The sequence below is a fragment of the Taklimakanibacter albus genome (assembly GCF_016595235.1).
Taxonomy (GTDB): domain Bacteria; phylum Pseudomonadota; class Alphaproteobacteria; order Rhizobiales; family Aestuariivirgaceae; genus Taklimakanibacter; species Taklimakanibacter albus.
Genome location: NZ_JAENHL010000006.1, coordinates 1,193,063 through 1,209,393, shown reverse-complemented (window position 1 = coordinate 1,209,393; position 16,331 = coordinate 1,193,063). Strand labels below are relative to the sequence as shown.

Below are 16,331 nucleotides of genomic sequence, written 5' to 3'. Positions count from 1 at the left end.
GGCTTGCTTTGCTTCCCATCGACGGTCTCGCGCCGGAATTGCGCGGTGCGCTGGCCGGCGAAAAACTGCCGGTCGACGACCTGACGGAAGAGGGCCGCAGATTCTTCCGGGTGATCCGTGGCGGCGCGACGGTTGGTTTCGCGGGCTACGAATTGCACGGCGACGACGCGCTGCTGCGCTCGATCGTGGTTTTGCCTGACCATAAGGGCCACGGGATCGGCGAGACGACGCTCCGGCTGCTGATCGCGGAGGCGACACAGGCGGGAGCGCGGCGCGGTTATCTGATCACCACTTCGGCTGCTCCGTTCTTCGAGAAACAAGGCTTCACGCCGGTGGACCGCGATGCCGTGCCGGAAGCGATTCTGGCGACGCGGCAAGCCGCCAGTCTCTGCCCGGCTTCCGCGACAATCCTGACCAAGAAGTTCTGACCTCATGTCGATATTCGAACGTTATCTGACCGTCTGGGTGGCGCTCTGCATCATTGCGGGCGTGGCGCTCGGCCATTTGTTTCCCGGGATATTCCATGCGATCGGCGCCGCCGAGTTAGCCAAGGTCAATATTCCTGTCGCTTTGCTGATCTGGCTCATGATCGTGCCGATGCTGCTGAAGATCGACTTTGCAGCGCTCGGCGAGGTCGGCCGCCATTGGCGCGGCATCGGCGTGACGCTCTTCATCAATTGGGCGGTGAAGCCATTTTCGATGGCCTTGCTCGGCTGGCTCTTTATCGGCTGGCTGTTCCGATCCTATCTGCCGGCGGACCAGATCGACTCCTATATTGCCGGTCTTATCATTCTGGCCGCCGCACCCTGCACGGCCATGGTGTTCGTATGGTCCAATCTCACCAAGGGCGAACCGCATTTCACCTTGTCGCAGGTCGCGCTGAACGACGCGATCATGGTGGTGGCCTTTGCGCCGATCGTCGGCCTGCTGCTCGGCCTCTCGGCCATCATCGTACCGTGGGACACGCTGATCCTTTCCGTCGGCCTCTACATCGTCATTCCCGTGATCGCCGCCCAGCTGCTGCGCCGCTTCCTTCTGGCGTCCGGCGGGCAGGGGGCGCTCGATCGTCTCCTCAAGAAGCTGCAGCCCTTGTCGCTGCTGGCGCTTCTCGCAACTCTGGTTCTGCTGTTCGGCTTCCAGGGCGAACAGATCATCGCGCAGCCGCTGGTCATCGGTATTCTCGCGGTGCCGATCCTGATCCAGGTCTATTTCAATTCAGGCCTGGCTTATCTGCTCAATCGCTTCCTGGGCGAGCGGCATTGCGTGGCCGGTCCCTCCGCCCTGATCGGGGCTTCGAACTTCTTCGAGCTTGCGGTGGCGGCGGCGATCAGCCTGTTCGGCTTCAGCTCCGGTGCGGCACTGGCGACGGTGGTCGGCGTCCTGGTCGAGGTGCCGGTCATGCTGTCGGTCGTGGCGATCGTGAATCGGTCCAAGGCATGGTATGAGCGCGGTTCCACCGCAGAGCAGCCCCTCGAGTCTGAAAACGCCTGATGAATGCACGCCTATCGATTGCGCCAATCGTCGCCCTTGGCGTGACCCAGATCATTGGCTACGGGACGCTCTATTACGCCTTCAGCATCCTGGCGCCGGATATGGCGCGCGATCTGACATGGTCGGTCGAATGGATCTTCGCGGCCCTGTCGCTTTCGCTCCTGGTCGGGGGGCTGACGGCGCCGTGGTTCGGCATTCTGATTGATCGCTACGGCGCCGGGCGGTTGATGACCATCGGCTCGGCCTGCGCGGCGGCAGCCCTCATCGGCTGCAGCCTGGCGCCCAACAAGCTCATCTTTGTCGGCACTCTCGTCGTCGTCGAAGTGGCGGCGAGCCTCGTCCAGTATGGCGCCGCTTTCGCACTTCTCGTGCAGCTCAATCCGGCCCAGGCGCAACGGAGCATCACCTATCTGACCTTGATCGGCGGCTTCGCCTCGACCGTTTTCTGGCCGATCACCGCCTTTCTGGAGACGCAGATGTCATGGCGCTCCGTCTATCTGATCTTCGCCGCGCTCAATCTTCTGGTCTGCCTGCCGCTGCATGCGTGGCTGGCGCGGGGACTGGCGCGCAGCCGGGATGCGATTGCGGCGGGAACAGAGCCGGTCATCGGCAGGCTCTCGGTCACCGCGCGGCCGATCGGCTTCGCGCTGATGATCCTGGCCTTCTCGCTCCAGTCCTTCGTCGCCTCGGCGGTTCTCATTCACATGGTGCCGATGCTGGCGGCGCTGGGCCTCACCGCCACGGCGGCCATCATCGCCACGGTCTTCGGCCCGTCCCAGGTGGCGAGCCGCCTCATCAACATGGCTTTCGGGCGCAACCTGTCGCCGGTGATCCTCGCCACCATCGCGGCGGCCCTGATGTCGGGTGCGGTTCTGGTGCTCATTCTGACGGCGCCGATGGTCACTGGAGCCATGGCCTTTGCCGTTCTCTTCGGCCTGGGCAATGGCCTGTTCAGCATCGTGCTCGGCACCTTGCCGCTTCTGCTGTTTGGAAGCGAAGGCTATGGAAGGCTGCAGGGACGGGTCGCCTCGGCGCGTCTGGTCGTCTCGGCGGCCGCGCCCTTTGCTTTCGCTGCCGGCATGGCACAGATCGGCGCCACCTGGTCCCTCGGGATCACCATGGCGTTGGGGGCCGGCGCGGTGGTGACGTTTTTGGGAATAGGACGCCTGATGCAAGCGAGGGGATAGGCTCAGGCTCGGCGCCCGCTCAGCACCGCGAAGCGCCAGGACTTGAAGCTGCAATCGACATCGTGCAGGCCCGCCGCGCGCATCCAGGCAAGCTGCGCCTCGACGGATGCACAGCGGTCGAAGGCCATGCGTTCGGCGGCGCCGGCGATCTCTTCTTCGGAAACACCGGCGGCGCGGATGTCGGCATGCCAGAAACGGACATAACGGTCTTCCGCTTCCGGCGTCGGACCCCGAACCTGCTCGGCATTGACGAACAGGCCGCCGGGCTCGAGACTAGCGGCGACGCGTGCAAACAGTGACTGCTTGGCGTGATCGTCAATGTGGTGGATGGCGAGCGCCGACACGATGACGTCCCAAGGGCCGTCCAGATTGGATGTCGCCATGTCGCGGATGCCGAAGGTGACGGACGAGTTGCCGCGGAAGCGCTCTTTGGCCTGATCGAGCATGCCGGACGAGGCGTCGATCAGATGCAGCCGGACCTTCGGAAAGCGCTCCAGGATCATGGCCGAGAACAAGCCGGTCCCGGCACCGAGATCGAGCACGCGAAAGTCCTCGCGCGTCTTCCAGTCGTCGATCAGGCGCAAGGCCGCACCGTAGAGGTCGTCGAAGCAGGGGATAAGGCGGCGGCGCATCGCGTCATAGGCTTGCGCATAACGAGTGAAGGCCGAGGCGGAGGGTACGTTTGTGCTCATGGTGATGATCTTCGCCAATATGGCGCGGCAAGGATAGGGCGAAGGCTCTGCGCTCGGCGTAGACCAGGATTGCTTGATCTCGGCGCGCTCACGTCTCGTCGTCGCGTGCCCCTTGCGCCGTGGCGCGCACCTCCGATGGTGTCGCGCCGTAGCGGCGCCGGAAGGTGCGGTTGAAATAGGACAGATCGTTGAAGCCGGCCTCGAAAGCGAGGGCCGTGATGTTGCGTCCCGCCTGGCGCGGATCGCTCAGCATGCGGTGAGCGCGTTCGAGCCGCTGCGCCAATATGAAGTCGGTAAGAGATGTGCCGTCACTCTCGAACAGCTTGCGCACATAACGCGGTGAGAGCCGGTGGCGGATGGCGATATCGTCGGCCGAAAGCTGAGCGCCATGGGCGGCGATATCGGCCTTGATGGCGCGCAGCCGCGCCACCCGCACGCCGCGGCCCCTGGCGACTTCGGCCGCATCGCCGGTCGCGCCCATCGCCATGGCCATCAGATCGAAGATATGCGTCGCCGTCAGGCGCCAGATCTCCGGTGGCGCCTCGTGCTCCATCGCCTGGACGGCGCTCACATAGTCGATCAGAAGCCGCATCGGCGCGGTAGCGACAAGCAAGGGCCGCATCAGCGCGGCCGCGGGATTGCCGACCAGCGGCGCCAGCCGGCGCAGGGAAAAGCTCATATTGATGAAGCGCAGGCCGCCCGGCTGGATCTGGCTGCTGCCGACCTCGCTGCCGCTCAGCATCACGGCCTGATCGGTATTGACGATCTCCTCGCAGCCGCGATGCTTCATGAGGCTGGCGCCCGACAAGGCGACCAGCAGGACGACGTCGTCGCTGTCGATCAACGGTGTGGAGTGATACGCGCGCAGCTGTGTGCAGCGGCCGGTGGCGATGCCGAGGCCCGGCAGCGCGCGCAAGGTCATGTCGACATCGAGCGGGGCAAGCGGATCGAGATCGACCTTGAGCACGGTGCGGCCATAGATCTCGCGCATGATCTCGACGCGATCTCTCTCCGGAAGCGCATCGGTCCGCAGTCGATACGAGGCGGACTGCCTCGCCGTCGTCATGGGAAACTCCCTGTCCGCGAGCGCGCGGATATGCGCCCGACCGTGAGAAACGTCAATATAGGGCCGTTCTGGCCAAATTGAGGGCCGCTCAGTCCGAGCCCTTGGTCCGCCCGATCCTTAGGTTGCGGCCGCGTTTCGATTCCCGGAACGTATTCAGGTCACAGCTCGTGAGGTCCGATGTTTCATCTCCATTTCTGGAAGACCCTGTCGGCGCTGGCATCCGCAAGGTGCGACGCGCAAGCCTGGTTGATCACACTCAGGTTCGATGGGGACAGGTGATGGCCTTGCGACACCTCCTGCGATTGTCAGCGCTGTTCTGCCTCGGCCTATCCGGCTGCGTCGGCGGCAATCCGATCGCCAACTCCATCGGCCTGGCGCAGGCCGGCGTCATCACCGCGCAGGAGAAAGCGCGCTATCAGAGCATGTCCTGCACCGAGCTCGGGCAGATAGAGGCCAATTATGAAACCGGCCTTACGGCCAGCCCGGCGGCGAAGAAATATGGCGGCAAGGCTCCCGCCGGCAAACAAGCCATTGTGACGGAGGTCATCACGACGCGGCTCGCCTATCTGAACACGGTCAAGGCGAGCAAGGGATGCTGAGGCAATCCGGCAAGCGGCAGCGGCATATCGGCATGCTGCTCGTCGCGGCAGCGACCGGGTGGGCGATCATCACCGGCGTTCCGGCGGAAAGCGCGGGGCTGGTCCCGCCCGAACTCGTCGGCAAATGGGGCTTCGCCGTCGCCATCGGCGAATATTGTGCCGACTTCAATCACTGCGCCCCGGGCAGCGGCGGCAGCATCTCCTTCGACTTCAAGCCCGACGGCCGTACCACTTTTGCTCTGTTCCAGTCTGGTTTGGTGGACGGCTGTGGCCAGATCCGGTCGCTGGAGTTGAAAGATGGGAGGATAAAGGTGAACGGCGGCACGATCGTCTTCACGCCGTCGGCCGGGACCTACAAATCCGTGAATGACTGCCGGCCGGACCTCACCGGCACCTGGAAGTTTGATCCCTCCGATCTGAAGCCGGTTTCGCACCATTGGCGCCTTGAGGGCGGCAGTTTGCGCATCACCGATTCTTCCGGCGAGGCGAGCGGCGTCTATAGCCGGCGTTGAGCGCGTTACGTTTCGTCGTCGCGCGCCTTTTTCACCGCGGCACGCACATCCGTCGGCGTCACGGCATAACGGCGCCGGAAGGCACGGTTGAAATAGGACAGGTCGTTGAAGCCGGCCTCGAAGGCGATGGCCGTGATGGTCGCGCCCGCCTGGCGCGGATCGCTCAGGAGGCGATGCGCGCGCTCGAGCCGTTGCGACAGCATGAAGTCGGACAGTGACGTGCCTTCGCCTTCGAACAGCTTGCGCACATAACGCGGTGACAGACGATGGCGCGCGGCGATCTGGTCGGTCGACAAATTCGCGCCATGCGCAATGATGTCGGCCTTGATGGCGCGCAGCCGCGCCACCCGCACGCCGCGGCCGCGGGCGATCTCGGTGGCATCGCGCGTCGCCCCCATCGCGACGGCCATCAGGTCGATCATATGTGTCGCCGCGAGGTGCCACATTTCGGCAGGCGCCTCGCGATCGATGGCCTGCACCGCCTGCACATAATCGATCAGCAGCCGCATCGGCGCGCTGTCGGTCGGAAGCGGCCGCATGAAGACGGCACCCGGATCGCCGACCAGGGGCGCCAGCTTGCGCATCGAGAAGCTCATATTGATAAAGTGCAAGCCGCCCGGCTGGATCTGGCTGATGCCGACTTCGCCGCCGCTCATGATCAGCGCCTGGCCTTCATTGACGGATTCCTCGCGGCCGCGATGCTTCATCAGGCTGGCGCCCGACCGTGCCAAGAGCAGGATCACATCGTCATTGTCGATCAAGGCGGTCGAGCGATGCGCGCGCAATTGCGAGCTGGAGCCGATGGCGATGCCGACACCGGGCAGGCCGCGCAGTGTCATGTCGACGGCAAGCGGCGCCACCGGATCGACATCGACCTTGAGCACGGTGCGGCCATAGACTTCGCGCATGATCTCGACGCGGTCGCGCGCCGGAAGGGCATCGGTCCGCAGGCGAAACGAGGCGGACTCACGCGTCATGGTCATCGACACTCCCTGCCAGCAGACGTCGTGATGCGTCAAGCTGAAGTCCAAGGGCTAGAGCGCTTCCCGCCAAAGTTGCTCGACTTTGGCGATAAGGAAGCGCTCCAGATTATTTGATTTCGAGCCCTTCTTCCCATTTTGACCGAACCGAAACGGTTCGACCAAAACGGGAAGGGCTCTAGGGGAAAATTTGGCCGATTTGCAGGGCCTTTTGGGCCAATTTGAGGGCCGTTTAGTCCAAGCGACGCATCTGGACCGCCCTTAGCTTGTGGCCCGCTTGGCGAGGGCGGCACATATGGCAAAGGACTCGAGATGTTTCATCTCAAATTCTGGAAGGTGCTGTCGGACGTTGCAGCAGCGCAATGCAATGCCCGCGTCTATTCCGTCACGTTTCTGTTGGAGCGGCGCAAAGGAGAGCATGAGCATGGCGAATCGCAGGAAACCTCTGGTGGTGACGAAAGGCAGTCGCGGTGAGTGAGGCCGTGTCGTTACGCATTCGCATCGTTCTCATGTCCACCGTCGCCATCTGGCTGGTGATCCTCGGGCTCTTGAGTGGCGCCTTGGGCAGGGCTCCGTCGACCGATGGAGAGGGCGTTATACCGCGCGAGCTCGTCGGCAAGTGGGGCTATGCGGCATCCGGCGGCAGCTATTGCATCGATATTGACCATTGCGCGGATGGCGATGGCGGCAGCGTCTCCTTCTCCTTCCATCGAAGCGGCCGGACCGATTATTTCCTCTTCCAGTCGAGGCGCGTCGATGGCTGCGGGCAGGTCCGCTCGCTTGCCCGCAAGACCGGTAAGATCGAGATCAAGGGCGGCACCATTACCTTCCTGCCGGCGGTCGGGGTGTATAAATCCGTCAATGACTGCCGGTCCGATCTCACCGGCAGCTGGAGCTTTGAAGCTCAGGATCTGGAGCCGGTTGTACTGTACTGGCAATTCGAGGATGGCAAGCTGCGTATCACTGATCCGGGCGGCGAAGCGAGCGGTATCTACAGCCGGCTTTAGGGCGACGGTATCAACCAATCAGTCCTCGTCATCGGCTTTGCAGGATTGCTTGTGCTGGTCGCGGCAGAGGGGCTCGCGCCAGGCCTCTCCCGTCGCCTTCCAATTCCAGCTCGCACAGCCGGTGAGGGTGGCGAGGATGAAGAGGGTCACAAATATTCTGCGCATGGTGTGAGCCGGCTCCGCTCAAGGTGCGAACCGGCAGCCGGCGCGCTTTATCATGTCGCTGAGGAGCAAAGGTGTCGCGGCGATCTCGTTGCGGTCCTTGCGCCGGCTTGCGGCGGCGAGCGCCTGTCGCGCCTGGCTATCGCTCAGGCTCAGGGGCTTGCTGCACCGTGCGAGCTTGGCGTCGCTTCCCGCGGTGAGGAGGACGCCGGCGGCTTCACCAAGCCCTGAGAGATACGCCGTCAGCACTTGGCGGGCCACTCTTTCGGCCGGCGCCTTGTCGAGCATCTCGACAACCTGCGCCACCGAGACCTGACCTTGTGCGGTCGAAGGCGCCGCGACCGATGGCGATGACAGGCCGGAGAAAGCCGCAAAAAGGATGAAGGGAAGGGGGGCCCAGTCTGTCGAACGGAGTGCCATTGAACGGTTCCTCATCAAGTCGTGAGATTGATAGGCAGATAAAAATTATTGTCAAACGATAAATTCTGTCGTATCAGTGACTGGAGCATAGGGAGAGCCGCATGATCATTTTGGCCGCCGACAACAATGATCCCGTCCGGACGAGGCGGCTCCGCCGTATCGGGAGCCTCAGCCGGGTCATGGCCATCCTGTGTCTGGTGACAGCGCTGCTGCTCGTCGCGGCCATGGCCTATTATTGGCTGACGACACCGGCCGGGGCTCTTCTCGCGATGACCGGCGTGACCGGCGCGGCGCCTCCCGATATCGGATGGGATCTCCGCCTCGGTGGCCTCGCCATCTCGATGATCCCGCTCTCCGCCTTGATCTTTGGGCTGATGCAGGCCCGGCGTTGTTTCACCGAATTCGCGGGCGGCCGGATCTTTTCGATGCAGACGGTCGGCGGACTCAAGGCGTTCTCGATCGCCATTTCGGTGTCGGCCCTGCTGAAGCCGCTGGCGGGCGCCGCTTTGAGCCTGCTGCTGAGCTCGGCTGTGGTAACGGGAGCGAGAACACTTGCGCTCACCGTCGGATCCGACACGCTGCTCACGCTCCTCTTCGCAGGTATGGTCGCGGTCATCGCCTGGGTGATGACGGATGCGGTGGCACTTGCCGACGAAAACGCGCAGTTCGTCTGAGGACCGTGCTCATGGCCATCCGGGTCAGGCTCAATGTCATGCTGGCCGAGCGTAATGTGAAGTCGAAAGACCTGGCGGAATATGTCGGCATCACCGAAGCCAACCTGTCACTGCTCAAGCAAGGCAAGGTGAAGGGGGTGCGGTTCGATACGCTCGAACGAATCTGCCAGTTCCTGAATTGCCAGCCAGGCGATCTGCTGCGCTACGAAGAGGATGCGGCAGATCAGGGTTGATGGCGCCGCCAAAGTTCCGCCACGCCCCAACGGCTACGGGCAGGGCTGGTTCGGAGAGAAAGAAATCTTGATTTCGGTTGTCTTCAACCCCGCATCAAAGGGCGAGAGCGGCTTCATGACCTGGGCCAGGATTTGCTCCGGCGGAATGCCTTGGGACGCAAGCTCGAGGATGCGCCGGGCGACCCAGTCCATATTGATCGGTGTGTCTTCGCCCCTGCGTGCAAGGATCGCCTTGGCCCGCTCAAGCACCGCCCCGAGCTCGGCCAATGTCTTGGGCTCGAAATAGGCCTTTGGCATTTTTGTCGTTCCGCTGAACGTCGATCCCGCGGGAATAGTCTCGCTTGCTTAGGAAGGATTCAAGAGGAATCGGCTGACATGAATGTCAGTGCGACTGGCTGAATTGGGTCAGGGTAGCTGTCAAAATTCCCGTGGGAAAATTCCAACATGGCGGCGTTCTGATGCACTGCCGGGAAAGAAAAATCCGCCGGAGATTCACCGGCGGATCCATCGGCGTCAGGCGGCTTCCTTGCGCTCGGCGGCCGGATTCACCGTCGTGGCAATGCCGGATAGTTTCTCATCCGCCGCTTTCTCTTCCGCAAGGCTCGCCTCGAGCAGCTTTACCGCATCGGAAAGGCCGATTTCGTTGGCCCAGGCGATAAGGGTCCCGTAGCGGGCCATTTCATAATGCTCGACCGCCTGGGCAGCCGCGATCAGACCGGCGTCCATGACCGACTCGGCGTCGGCTTCGTCCATCACATGATCGCCCTCCTTGGAGAGCCCTTCCAGCGCTTCACATTTCTTGGCACGGGGTGTCTTGTCCAGCATGCCGAAGATCTTTTCGATGCGATCGACATGCCCCTGAGTTTCCTCGGCATGCGACGTGAAGGCGTCGGCGAGTTCCGCGCTGCTCGCCTTCTTCGCCATCTTGGGAAGAATTTTGGTCAGCTTCTTTTCCGCATAATACATGTCGCGCAGCGTGTCCTCGAACAATGCGTCGAGTGTGTCCAAAGCCATGGCGTCTCTCCTGGTTGAGGGTTGTGACGGCGGCAACAGGTTAGGGGCGGTAATGTTCCATTCTTATTGTTGGAAGACGCCAGGCGCGGCACGTCGTTCCGACATCATGCGTGATCCATCAGGAACTAATGTCCTCGCGATGTGTTGGCGCTGGTCACTAATCCCTCAAACAGGAGTGAGACATGAATCGCGACCAAGACAACCAGCGTGGCCAGAACCAAGGCGGACAGCAGCAGCAGGGCAACCCGCCGCAGCGTCCCGGCCAAGAACAGCAGGGCGGCGGGGCGAAGAACCCCGGCCAGCAGCAGCAGCAGAATCCGGGGCAACAGACTCCCCGGCGTGAAGAAGAAGACGATCGGACCCCGGGCGGCCAGAATAAGTAGGCCGCGAAGGGGAGGTCTGCTCGGTCAACGAGCGGGCCTCCCCGGTGCCTGCCGCAGGCCGCTTGCTCGCCGGCTTGTTCCCTCTCGGGAACTTTCACCGTCGTCGTTTAAAAGGTACGATCAGAGTCGAGAGTCATCATGCTGAAATGGGCGCTCATATTCTTCCTGATTTCGATCGTCGCAGGCGCCTTGGGCTTTTCTGGCGTCGCGCGTGGCGCAGCCGGCATCGCCAAGATTCTCTTCGTGCTGTTCCTGATCCTCGCCGTGATCGTGCTTATCATGATCTTCGCCGGGATTGCGGTCGTCACCTGATCTCGGGTCTCTGGCGGCCAAACTCCTCGCTCAGAAAATCGAGAAAGACGCGGATCTTCGGGGCGAGATGCTGGCGGGACGGATAGATGGCGTAGAGCGTGGTTTCCACCGCGCGCCAGTCCTCGAGCGCCGCCTCGAGCCGGCCGTCGCGCAGATCGTCCGCGACATAAGGAGCGGGGATCAGGCTGAGGCCGAAGCCTTCGCGCAGCGCGTCACGGACCGCGAGGCTCGAGGTGACGGAATAGCGGGCATCGACGCTGATCCGTTCGCTGCGGCCATCCTTGCTGAACTCCCAGAAATCCGCATGGCCCGAGAGGCTGAAGCGAATGAAGTTGTGCGACTTCAGCTCGGACGGCGTCCTCGGCTTGCCATGCGCCGCGAAATAAGCGGGCGCCGCGCAGAGCACATGCGGCATTACCGCGAGCCGTTTGGCGATCAGGCTCGAATCCTCCAGCCGGTCGCTGCCGCGAATGGCGAGATCATATCCCTCCCGGATGAGATCGACGCGCCGGTCATCGAGCTGAAGGTCGAGGGTCAGCGCCGGATAGCGCGACAGGAAGCGCGGGATGGCGGCGGAAAGGCAAATGAGCGTGACGGTCATCGGCGCGCTCACCCGCAGGACGCCGCCCGGCTCCTGCCGGATGGGCCGCAAGGCCTGGTCGGCTTCCGCGAAAGCATCTAGGCCGCGCGTGACATGCTCCAGATAGAGCCGGCCTTCTTCGGTCAGCGCCATGCGCCGCGTCGTGCGATTGATGAGGCGCGCGCCGACATGCACCTCGAGCTCGGCGATATTCTTGCTGATCGCCGCCGCCGACAGGTTCAGGCGCCGGCCGGCTTCGGCGAAGCTTTTCAGCTCCGCCACCTGGCGAAAGACCTGTAAGGCCGTAAATCGATCCATCTATTGTTCTCTAAGAGTAAATAGTATCTTCTCGATTTAGCTGATTATCTTCTGTAGGTGAATTCTCTATCTCAGCTCCGAACGCCACATCAGTTCGGACTTTGAAGAAATGACCAACCCCACACTTGCCCTGATCGAGAAACGCGTGTCGGCCAATCGTTTCGACGCCGCCCATGCCCTGAGCGAAACCGAGATCGCTGAGTTGGTTGGCCTCGCCACGCGGGCGCCCTCCGCTTACAACCTGCAGAACTGGCGTTTCATCGCGGCGCGGATGCCCGAGGCGAAGATGCGCTTGCGGCGCCTGGCCCATGACCAGCCCAAGGTGACAGAGGCCGCCGTGACCTTCATCGTCTGCGGCCTCCTGCCGGATCATGCCGACATCCCCACGCGACTGCGGTCCTTCACCGAAGAGGGCTTCATGCCGGCATCCATGGCGTCGGGCTGGGAGGAGGGTGCTCGCGCGCAATATGCCGACAAGCGGGTGGCCCGCGATGAAGCGGTCCGCTCGGCCACCTTCGGCGCAGCGACCCTGATCCATGCCGCCGAAGCCAAGGGTTTCGCCACAGGTCCGATAGGCGGATTCGATGCGGAAGGTGTCGCGCGCGCGTTCGGCCTCGAACCGCATGCCATCCCGGTGCTGCTCGTGGCCGTTGGCCGCGCCGCGCCGGGAAACTGGCCACAGAAGCCACGGCGTCCGCTGCACGAGGTTTTGCACATATCATGAAGACCAACCCTTCCGACCTGCTGCTTACCGCCATCGCGCCGGCGATCTGGGGCAGCACCTATATCGTCACCACCGAATTCCTGGCCGGTTTCTCGCCGATGACGGTCGCCATGCTGCGCGCGCTGCCGGCCGGTTTGCTGTTGCTGCTCATTGGACGACAACTTCCGAGCGGGATCTGGTGGCTGCGCGCCTTCATCCTCGGCGCGCTCAATATCTCGATCTTCCTGAGCCTGCTGTTCGTCGCCGCCTATCGGCTTCCGGGCGGGGTCGCGGCGACGGTGGCGTCCGTGCAACCGTTATTCGCCATCTTTCTCGCGGCACTTCTGCTCGGCAGCCCAGTCCGCCTGTTGGCGATCGTCGCCGCACTCATCGGCATCGGCGGTGTTGCATTGCTGGTGCTGGCGCCGCATGCGGCGCTCGATCCGGCCGGTGTGGCGGCAGGCCTCGCGGCGGCCGCGGCCATGGCCTTGGGAAGCATATTGACGCGCAAATGGCGTCCGCCCGTGCCGCTCCTCACCTTTACGGCCTGGCAGCTGACCGCCGGCGGCCTGCTGCTGGTCCCGGTCGTGCTCCTGTTCGATCCCGTCATTCCCATGCCGACGACCGCCAACCTGCTGGGGCTCGCCTGGCTCGGCCTGATCGGTGGTGCCTTGACCTATGCGTTGTGGTTCAGGGGCATCGGGCGGCTGGAAGCGACCGTCGCATCGTCGCTGCTGTTTCTAAGCCCGCTGACCGCCGTGCTGCTCGGCTGGGTTTTTCTGGATCAGGCGTTGAGCTTGAGTCAGATGGCCGGCATCGTTCTCGTCATCGGCAGCATCTGGCTCAGCTAACGTGCCAGCGGATGACTGACCGGGTGGGAACCTTTCGAGAGCGCGCGCGTTGAAAACACGTTTCCTCTCTTCTCTGCCTGGCTCGCGTCGGTCCTTCTGACGCGAGCCTCTTATTTGATCTTGATGGAAGAGGGCATGGCAGAAAGTCCCAAGTTTGCGCCTGGGACTTTCCACGGTCGCGAGTTTTTAAACCGGGGGTGACTCGCTGCCCACCGACCAAATGAAACAAGCCGAAGGACCTTGGCAAGCAGCGTGCGGTTGCGGGGCAGTGGCCGTAAACCCTGAGTTTGTGACGGCGAAGAAAACTCAACGGGCCCAGCGGCGCTTCTAGGCATACCGCTTCTGGTCGAGCACCTTGCGGACTGTGACGAACGCCATCAGAAGCCCGGCAAAATACAAGGCGATGAACAAAGCCTGGCCCAGGAGCCAAAGGTTCTTTCCATCGGCTATCGGCGAATAGAAAAAGCTGGGCCAGATGGCGTCGAACACGAAATAACCCGGATAGCCGATAGCGAAGACGCCGAAGAGACCGGCATTGCACAGGAGGAGCGCCACTGAATCTCCGGAAGTCTGGGAGCCGTCCATTCCCGCTACACGAGGGGCGAGGAGCAAGACCAGGCCGGTCGCCACCATGCCGAGGCCGCCAGCCTGAATGGCGGCGACCGAAAGCGTCCATGGACACGCCCACCAGAGGGAGATGTTCTGCATGAAGAGCTGGCCGGTCGGCCAGCGGGCGCCGACGCAATAATGCGCGATGATTCCGAAAGTCAGAAACACCCCGAAGATGAACTGTCCCAAGCCCCATTTGGCAAATCGCGCACCGACCGGCATGGCTCGTCCCTTGCTGTCTGCCGCCATACTGCGCCTGGCAGGTCACCGGTTCGAGTTGGACCAAGGGCCCATCCTTCTATAGCCTGCTTGTGGTTCTGACAGTCAGGGGAAAGATGATGCGGCCATTCGCTGTCGTCATTCTGGTTGTAATCTCATTCCTTCTTGGCGCTGAGGCGCAAGCGGCAAGCGGTGTCGACTGCGTCAAGACGCAATGCGAAGCGAAGGGCCGGAGCTGTGTGGAAACTCTCTATGTGGCGTATGAGGCCTGCATGAAGGCCGGAAACAAGAAATGCATGAGCGCGCTGCCGGCCGACAAGTTCAATTGCCTCAGGACCGAGCTCAAACCCTGCGCCTTGACGCGCAACGAGAAACAGGACGCCTGCCTCGTAGACGTCCGCAGCTGCTATGCCTCATGCGGTCCGTTCGAGTCCGGGCGTGCCGATTTTTGGTGCGTGGGCGAGCTGGCGACGAAGACGACGGGAGCATTCTGCGCCGCCGATCCAGCCGCCGCGCGTTTGATGGACAATTGCGAAAAAGCCTTGAGCAGCGAGGGGCAGGTGGGCGCGATGACGTGCGAGCCGCTCTAAGCCAGATATCGCCTCACGATCGCGACTTCCGCCCGCAAGGCTGCGGCGCGAACCGTCTTCTCCAGGCGGTCGAACTCGGCTGCGGCAAGCTCGCGCTCTTGGATCTCCGCCAGCAGCACCTGCCGCACTTGCGCGCCGTCGAGAAGGAGCCGTTCGACTTCGGCCGATCCACTGCGAAAGCGATGTAAGCTCGACATAATCTCTTCCTTTTGCGTAGGCGGCGCTTCGGCATTGTCGATCGCCGAAACGAGCGACCGGAGGACGTCCGCTTCGCCCGACCGCCTGTCCTTCATTGCGGCGCGTAAATCGGCACGCAGACGGGTTTTCATGGCCTCCGCCGCATCTTCCCGCTTGTCCATATCCATGTACTGCTTATTCCCTATTGTTCTCAAATAGTCTCTATTTTATAATTATAGGGAATAATAAGGAACAAATGTGTCTGATAACCTCGTGACAGTGGAGCAGGCGGCCGAGGAACTGAACCTGCATCCCAAGACCGTTCTCCGTTACATACGCGACGGACGGCTGACAGCGACACGGATCGGCAAGTCCTATCGTATCGCGCGCGCCAAGCTCGATGCCTTTGCCGGAGTCGTACAGGGCAGAGCGGAGACCGTGGCCGGCATACGGACGACATGCATCGTTGATATTCCCGATCTGTCCGTGGATGGCGCGCAGCGGCTGGCGACCTTCCTCCATTCGGCGGCGCTGGCCGGCAATGCCGAAACACCGGTGCTCCATCTCGAAACCGCATTCGATCCGGCGGCCCGGAGCATGAAAGTGGTGATGATCGGCAGCGTTTCCGACGTGCGCAAGCTGTTGGAATTGGTGCAATTGCAGATCGATGCGTCGCCGTGAGCGACGTCGTCTATCGAAGCGCCGAAGCGGCGGCTGGTGTCGAGACGTTGTACCGGCGCGTCCTCGATCATTGGCCGGTCGCCCACACCGAATTGCATCTGCCGACGCGTCAGGGCTCGACCTTCGTCCTGGCTTGTGGGCCTGAAACCGCACCGCCGGTCGTTCTGCTGCATGGCGCACAGGCCAATGCTGCCGCCTGGATGCTCGATGTCGCAACGTGGTCGACGAAATTCAGGTTGTTTGCGGTCGACATGATCGGCGAAGCGGGCTTCAGCGCACGTGTGAGGCCGCAGCTTGACGGCGAGGCTCACACCTTGTGGCTCGATGATGTTTTAGAAGGGCTCAACCTGTCGCGCTGCGCCATCGTCGGCACCTCATTGGGGGGATGGCTGGCGCTCGATTATGCGAAGAGGAGGCCTGACGCCGTCGAGGCGCTGGTCTTGCTATGCCCCGCCGGCATCGGCCGCCAGAAGAACTTTCTCCTGAAAGCGCTGCCGCTTTTTCTGCTGGGGGCGTGGGGCAAACGCCGGATACGGGAGCTGGTGTTCGGACCTGCGCCGGAGATCTTGCCGGAAGAGATGCGGCCACTCGCCCAGCTCATGGAATGTGTCGGGCAGGCGATCAAACCGCGGGTGGTCCGCATTCCGAGACTCACCGACGTTGAGCTCAAGAGACTCGCCATGCCGATCCTGACGATCGTCGGCGGCCAGGATGTCCTCATCGAGTCACGCGACACGCGGGAGCGCTTGCGGCGGGCGGCCCCGCAGGCGGAGATATGCTTTATCGAAGACGGCTATCATTTCCTGCCGGACCAGACGTCACGGATCATGGCGTTTCTCGAAAGCTGGCGATCGTGAAGTGAGCGCAGGGC

Annotated in this window: 26 protein-coding genes; 16 read left to right on the top strand and 10 right to left on the bottom strand. The window is 62.7% G+C overall.

Annotated elements, in window-relative coordinates:
- The first annotated feature begins 8 nt into the window (after positions 1-8).
- From arsN2 to arsK, 3 genes are read left to right on the top strand one after another with little or no spacing between them, the layout of a single operon-like run.
- Complete coding sequence (gene arsN2 / locus JHL16_RS34930) at positions 9-428, top strand: arsenic resistance N-acetyltransferase ArsN2 (protein ID WP_246770908.1); 420 nt, start codon at positions 9-11, stop codon at positions 426-428.
- Positions 429-432: 4 nt separating this feature from the next.
- Positions 433-1,491 (top strand): ACR3 family arsenite efflux transporter, encoded by a 1,059-nt coding sequence (gene arsB / locus JHL16_RS10600; RefSeq protein ID WP_200184789.1) that lies wholly within the window; start codon positions 433-435, stop codon positions 1,489-1,491.
- Positions 1,491-2,678 (top strand): arsenite efflux MFS transporter ArsK, encoded by a 1,188-nt coding sequence (arsK, locus tag JHL16_RS10595; protein WP_200184788.1) that lies wholly within the window; start codon positions 1,491-1,493, stop codon positions 2,676-2,678. The genes arsB and arsK overlap by 1 nt, the downstream gene beginning before the upstream one ends.
- Before the next feature lie 2 nt (positions 2,679-2,680).
- Here arsK and JHL16_RS10590 read toward each other — a convergent pair whose 3' ends face one another.
- Positions 2,681-3,370 carry a class I SAM-dependent methyltransferase gene (locus JHL16_RS10590; RefSeq protein WP_200184787.1) on the bottom strand — a complete coding sequence of 230 codons (690 nt, stop codon included), beginning with the start codon at positions 3,368-3,370 and terminating at the stop codon, positions 2,681-2,683.
- Between the two features lie 88 nt (positions 3,371-3,458).
- Entirely contained in the window at positions 3,459-4,436 is a 978-nt protein-coding gene (locus JHL16_RS10585; RefSeq protein ID WP_200184786.1) for a helix-turn-helix transcriptional regulator, read from the bottom strand.
- Positions 4,437-4,714: 278 nt separating this feature from the next.
- Between JHL16_RS10585 and JHL16_RS10580 the strand changes: the two genes are divergently transcribed.
- Positions 4,715-5,035 carry a hypothetical protein gene (locus JHL16_RS10580; protein ID WP_200184785.1) on the top strand — a complete coding sequence of 107 codons (321 nt, stop codon included), beginning with the start codon at positions 4,715-4,717 and terminating at the stop codon, positions 5,033-5,035.
- Positions 5,029-5,547, top strand: coding sequence for a hypothetical protein (locus tag JHL16_RS10575; RefSeq protein ID WP_200184784.1), 519 nt, complete (start codon positions 5,029-5,031; stop codon positions 5,545-5,547). Before JHL16_RS10580 ends, JHL16_RS10575 begins: the two co-directional genes overlap by 7 nt.
- A 5-nt stretch (positions 5,548-5,552) precedes the next feature.
- On the opposite strand, the gene JHL16_RS10570 is transcribed toward JHL16_RS10575, so the two are convergent.
- Positions 5,553-6,530 carry a helix-turn-helix transcriptional regulator gene (locus JHL16_RS10570; RefSeq protein ID WP_200184783.1) on the bottom strand — a complete coding sequence of 326 codons (978 nt, stop codon included), beginning with the start codon at positions 6,528-6,530 and terminating at the stop codon, positions 5,553-5,555.
- Between the two features lie 309 nt (positions 6,531-6,839).
- Between JHL16_RS10570 and JHL16_RS10565 the strand changes: the two genes are divergently transcribed.
- Complete coding sequence (locus JHL16_RS10565; RefSeq protein WP_200184782.1) at positions 6,840-7,001, top strand: hypothetical protein; 162 nt, start codon at positions 6,840-6,842, stop codon at positions 6,999-7,001.
- A gap of 8 nt (positions 7,002-7,009) precedes the next feature.
- Entirely contained in the window at positions 7,010-7,534 is a 525-nt protein-coding gene (locus JHL16_RS10560; protein ID WP_200184781.1) for a hypothetical protein, read from the top strand.
- Positions 7,535-7,552: 18 nt separating this feature from the next.
- On the opposite strand, the gene JHL16_RS10555 is transcribed toward JHL16_RS10560, so the two are convergent.
- The gene (locus tag JHL16_RS10555) at positions 7,553-7,699 is read right to left on the bottom strand and encodes a membrane lipoprotein lipid attachment site-containing protein (RefSeq protein WP_200184780.1); all 147 of its coding nucleotides are present in this window, start codon (positions 7,697-7,699) and stop codon (positions 7,553-7,555) included.
- Between the two features lie 18 nt (positions 7,700-7,717).
- A complete protein-coding gene (locus JHL16_RS10550) occupies positions 7,718-8,116 on the bottom strand; it encodes a chlorophyllide reductase (protein WP_200184779.1) in 399 nt (132 codons plus the stop codon).
- A gap of 101 nt (positions 8,117-8,217) precedes the next feature.
- Between JHL16_RS10550 and JHL16_RS10545 the strand changes: the two genes are divergently transcribed.
- Together JHL16_RS10545 and JHL16_RS10540 are read left to right on the top strand one after the other, a co-directional pair.
- Complete coding sequence (locus JHL16_RS10545) at positions 8,218-8,790, top strand: DUF2975 domain-containing protein (protein ID WP_200184778.1); 573 nt, start codon at positions 8,218-8,220, stop codon at positions 8,788-8,790.
- 11 nt (positions 8,791-8,801) lie between these two features.
- Positions 8,802-9,023, top strand: coding sequence for a helix-turn-helix domain-containing protein (locus JHL16_RS10540; protein ID WP_200184777.1), 222 nt, complete (start codon positions 8,802-8,804; stop codon positions 9,021-9,023).
- Between the two features lie 33 nt (positions 9,024-9,056).
- Here the strand turns inward: JHL16_RS10540 and JHL16_RS10535 are convergent, their stop codons facing one another.
- Positions 9,057-9,320 carry a hypothetical protein gene (locus tag JHL16_RS10535; protein ID WP_200184776.1) on the bottom strand — a complete coding sequence of 88 codons (264 nt, stop codon included), beginning with the start codon at positions 9,318-9,320 and terminating at the stop codon, positions 9,057-9,059.
- A gap of 216 nt (positions 9,321-9,536) precedes the next feature.
- A complete protein-coding gene (locus tag JHL16_RS10530) occupies positions 9,537-10,037 on the bottom strand; it encodes a YciE/YciF ferroxidase family protein (protein ID WP_200184775.1) in 501 nt (166 codons plus the stop codon).
- A 182-nt stretch (positions 10,038-10,219) separates the two neighbouring features.
- Between JHL16_RS10530 and JHL16_RS10525 the strand changes: the two genes are divergently transcribed.
- Entirely contained in the window at positions 10,220-10,420 is a 201-nt protein-coding gene (locus tag JHL16_RS10525) for a hypothetical protein (protein ID WP_200184774.1), read from the top strand.
- 138 nt (positions 10,421-10,558) lie between these two features.
- On the top strand, positions 10,559-10,732 hold the full coding sequence (locus tag JHL16_RS10520) for a DUF1328 domain-containing protein (RefSeq protein ID WP_200184773.1): 174 nt from the start codon (positions 10,559-10,561) through the stop codon (positions 10,730-10,732).
- On the opposite strand, the gene JHL16_RS10515 is transcribed toward JHL16_RS10520, so the two are convergent.
- Positions 10,725-11,630 (bottom strand): LysR family transcriptional regulator, encoded by a 906-nt coding sequence (locus tag JHL16_RS10515; protein ID WP_200184772.1) that lies wholly within the window; start codon positions 11,628-11,630, stop codon positions 10,725-10,727. The genes JHL16_RS10520 and JHL16_RS10515 overlap by 8 nt on opposite strands.
- A 109-nt stretch (positions 11,631-11,739) precedes the next feature.
- On the opposite strand from JHL16_RS10515, the gene JHL16_RS10510 reads away from it, so the two are divergent.
- Positions 11,740-12,354, top strand: a complete 615-nt coding sequence (locus JHL16_RS10510; protein ID WP_200184771.1) for a nitroreductase family protein — start codon at positions 11,740-11,742, stop codon at positions 12,352-12,354.
- Complete coding sequence (locus tag JHL16_RS10505) at positions 12,351-13,184, top strand: EamA family transporter (protein ID WP_200184770.1); 834 nt, start codon at positions 12,351-12,353, stop codon at positions 13,182-13,184. Before JHL16_RS10510 ends, JHL16_RS10505 begins: the two co-directional genes overlap by 4 nt.
- A gap of 327 nt (positions 13,185-13,511) precedes the next feature.
- Here the strand turns inward: JHL16_RS10505 and JHL16_RS10500 are convergent, their stop codons facing one another.
- Complete coding sequence (locus tag JHL16_RS10500; protein ID WP_200184769.1) at positions 13,512-14,042, bottom strand: hypothetical protein; 531 nt, start codon at positions 14,040-14,042, stop codon at positions 13,512-13,514.
- A gap of 242 nt (positions 14,043-14,284) precedes the next feature.
- On the opposite strand from JHL16_RS10500, the gene JHL16_RS10495 reads away from it, so the two are divergent.
- Entirely contained in the window at positions 14,285-14,602 is a 318-nt protein-coding gene (locus tag JHL16_RS10495; protein ID WP_200184768.1) for a hypothetical protein, read from the top strand.
- On the opposite strand, the gene JHL16_RS10490 is transcribed toward JHL16_RS10495, so the two are convergent.
- A complete protein-coding gene (locus tag JHL16_RS10490) occupies positions 14,599-14,967 on the bottom strand; it encodes a GatB/YqeY domain-containing protein (RefSeq protein ID WP_200184767.1) in 369 nt (122 codons plus the stop codon). The genes JHL16_RS10495 and JHL16_RS10490 overlap by 4 nt on opposite strands.
- Before the next feature lie 70 nt (positions 14,968-15,037).
- Between JHL16_RS10490 and JHL16_RS10485 the strand changes: the two genes are divergently transcribed.
- Together JHL16_RS10485 and JHL16_RS10480 are read left to right on the top strand one after the other, a co-directional pair.
- Positions 15,038-15,460 (top strand): excisionase family DNA-binding protein, encoded by a 423-nt coding sequence (locus tag JHL16_RS10485; RefSeq protein ID WP_200184766.1) that lies wholly within the window; start codon positions 15,038-15,040, stop codon positions 15,458-15,460.
- Positions 15,457-16,317 carry an alpha/beta fold hydrolase gene (locus JHL16_RS10480; protein ID WP_200184765.1) on the top strand — a complete coding sequence of 287 codons (861 nt, stop codon included), beginning with the start codon at positions 15,457-15,459 and terminating at the stop codon, positions 16,315-16,317. The genes JHL16_RS10485 and JHL16_RS10480 overlap by 4 nt, the downstream gene beginning before the upstream one ends.
- Positions 16,318-16,331: the final 14 nt, after the last annotated feature.

Bases quoted from the DNA above. Each gene is read 5' to 3' on its own strand.
- arsB (WP_200184789.1), top strand. From the start codon at position 433: ATGTCGATATTCGAACGTTATCTGACCGTCTGGGTGGCGCTCTGCATC.
- arsK (WP_200184788.1), top strand. From the start codon at position 1,491: ATGAATGCACGCCTATCGATTGCGCCAATCGTCGCCCTTGGCGTGACC.
- JHL16_RS10590 (WP_200184787.1), bottom strand. From the start codon at position 3,370: ATGAGCACAAACGTACCCTCCGCCTCGGCCTTCACTCGTTATGCGCAA.
- JHL16_RS10585 (WP_200184786.1), bottom strand. From the start codon at position 4,436: ATGACGACGGCGAGGCAGTCCGCCTCGTATCGACTGCGGACCGATGCG.
- JHL16_RS10580 (WP_200184785.1), top strand. From the start codon at position 4,715: ATGGCCTTGCGACACCTCCTGCGATTGTCAGCGCTGTTCTGCCTCGGC.
- JHL16_RS10575 (WP_200184784.1), top strand. From the start codon at position 5,029: ATGCTGAGGCAATCCGGCAAGCGGCAGCGGCATATCGGCATGCTGCTC.
- JHL16_RS10570 (WP_200184783.1), bottom strand. From the start codon at position 6,530: ATGACCATGACGCGTGAGTCCGCCTCGTTTCGCCTGCGGACCGATGCC.
- JHL16_RS10565 (WP_200184782.1), top strand. From the start codon at position 6,840: ATGTTTCATCTCAAATTCTGGAAGGTGCTGTCGGACGTTGCAGCAGCG.
- JHL16_RS10555 (WP_200184780.1), bottom strand. From the start codon at position 7,699: ATGCGCAGAATATTTGTGACCCTCTTCATCCTCGCCACCCTCACCGGC.
- JHL16_RS10550 (WP_200184779.1), bottom strand. From the start codon at position 8,116: ATGGCACTCCGTTCGACAGACTGGGCCCCCCTTCCCTTCATCCTTTTT.
- JHL16_RS10545 (WP_200184778.1), top strand. From the start codon at position 8,218: ATGATCATTTTGGCCGCCGACAACAATGATCCCGTCCGGACGAGGCGG.
- JHL16_RS10540 (WP_200184777.1), top strand. From the start codon at position 8,802: ATGGCCATCCGGGTCAGGCTCAATGTCATGCTGGCCGAGCGTAATGTG.
- JHL16_RS10535 (WP_200184776.1), bottom strand. From the start codon at position 9,320: ATGCCAAAGGCCTATTTCGAGCCCAAGACATTGGCCGAGCTCGGGGCG.
- JHL16_RS10530 (WP_200184775.1), bottom strand. From the start codon at position 10,037: ATGGCTTTGGACACACTCGACGCATTGTTCGAGGACACGCTGCGCGAC.
- JHL16_RS10525 (WP_200184774.1), top strand. From the start codon at position 10,220: ATGAATCGCGACCAAGACAACCAGCGTGGCCAGAACCAAGGCGGACAG.
- JHL16_RS10520 (WP_200184773.1), top strand. From the start codon at position 10,559: ATGCTGAAATGGGCGCTCATATTCTTCCTGATTTCGATCGTCGCAGGC.
- JHL16_RS10515 (WP_200184772.1), bottom strand. From the start codon at position 11,630: ATGGATCGATTTACGGCCTTACAGGTCTTTCGCCAGGTGGCGGAGCTG.
- JHL16_RS10510 (WP_200184771.1), top strand. From the start codon at position 11,740: ATGACCAACCCCACACTTGCCCTGATCGAGAAACGCGTGTCGGCCAAT.
- JHL16_RS10505 (WP_200184770.1), top strand. From the start codon at position 12,351: ATGAAGACCAACCCTTCCGACCTGCTGCTTACCGCCATCGCGCCGGCG.
- JHL16_RS10500 (WP_200184769.1), bottom strand. From the start codon at position 14,042: ATGGCGGCAGACAGCAAGGGACGAGCCATGCCGGTCGGTGCGCGATTT.
- JHL16_RS10495 (WP_200184768.1), top strand. From the start codon at position 14,285: ATGAAGGCCGGAAACAAGAAATGCATGAGCGCGCTGCCGGCCGACAAG.
- JHL16_RS10490 (WP_200184767.1), bottom strand. From the start codon at position 14,967: ATGGATATGGACAAGCGGGAAGATGCGGCGGAGGCCATGAAAACCCGT.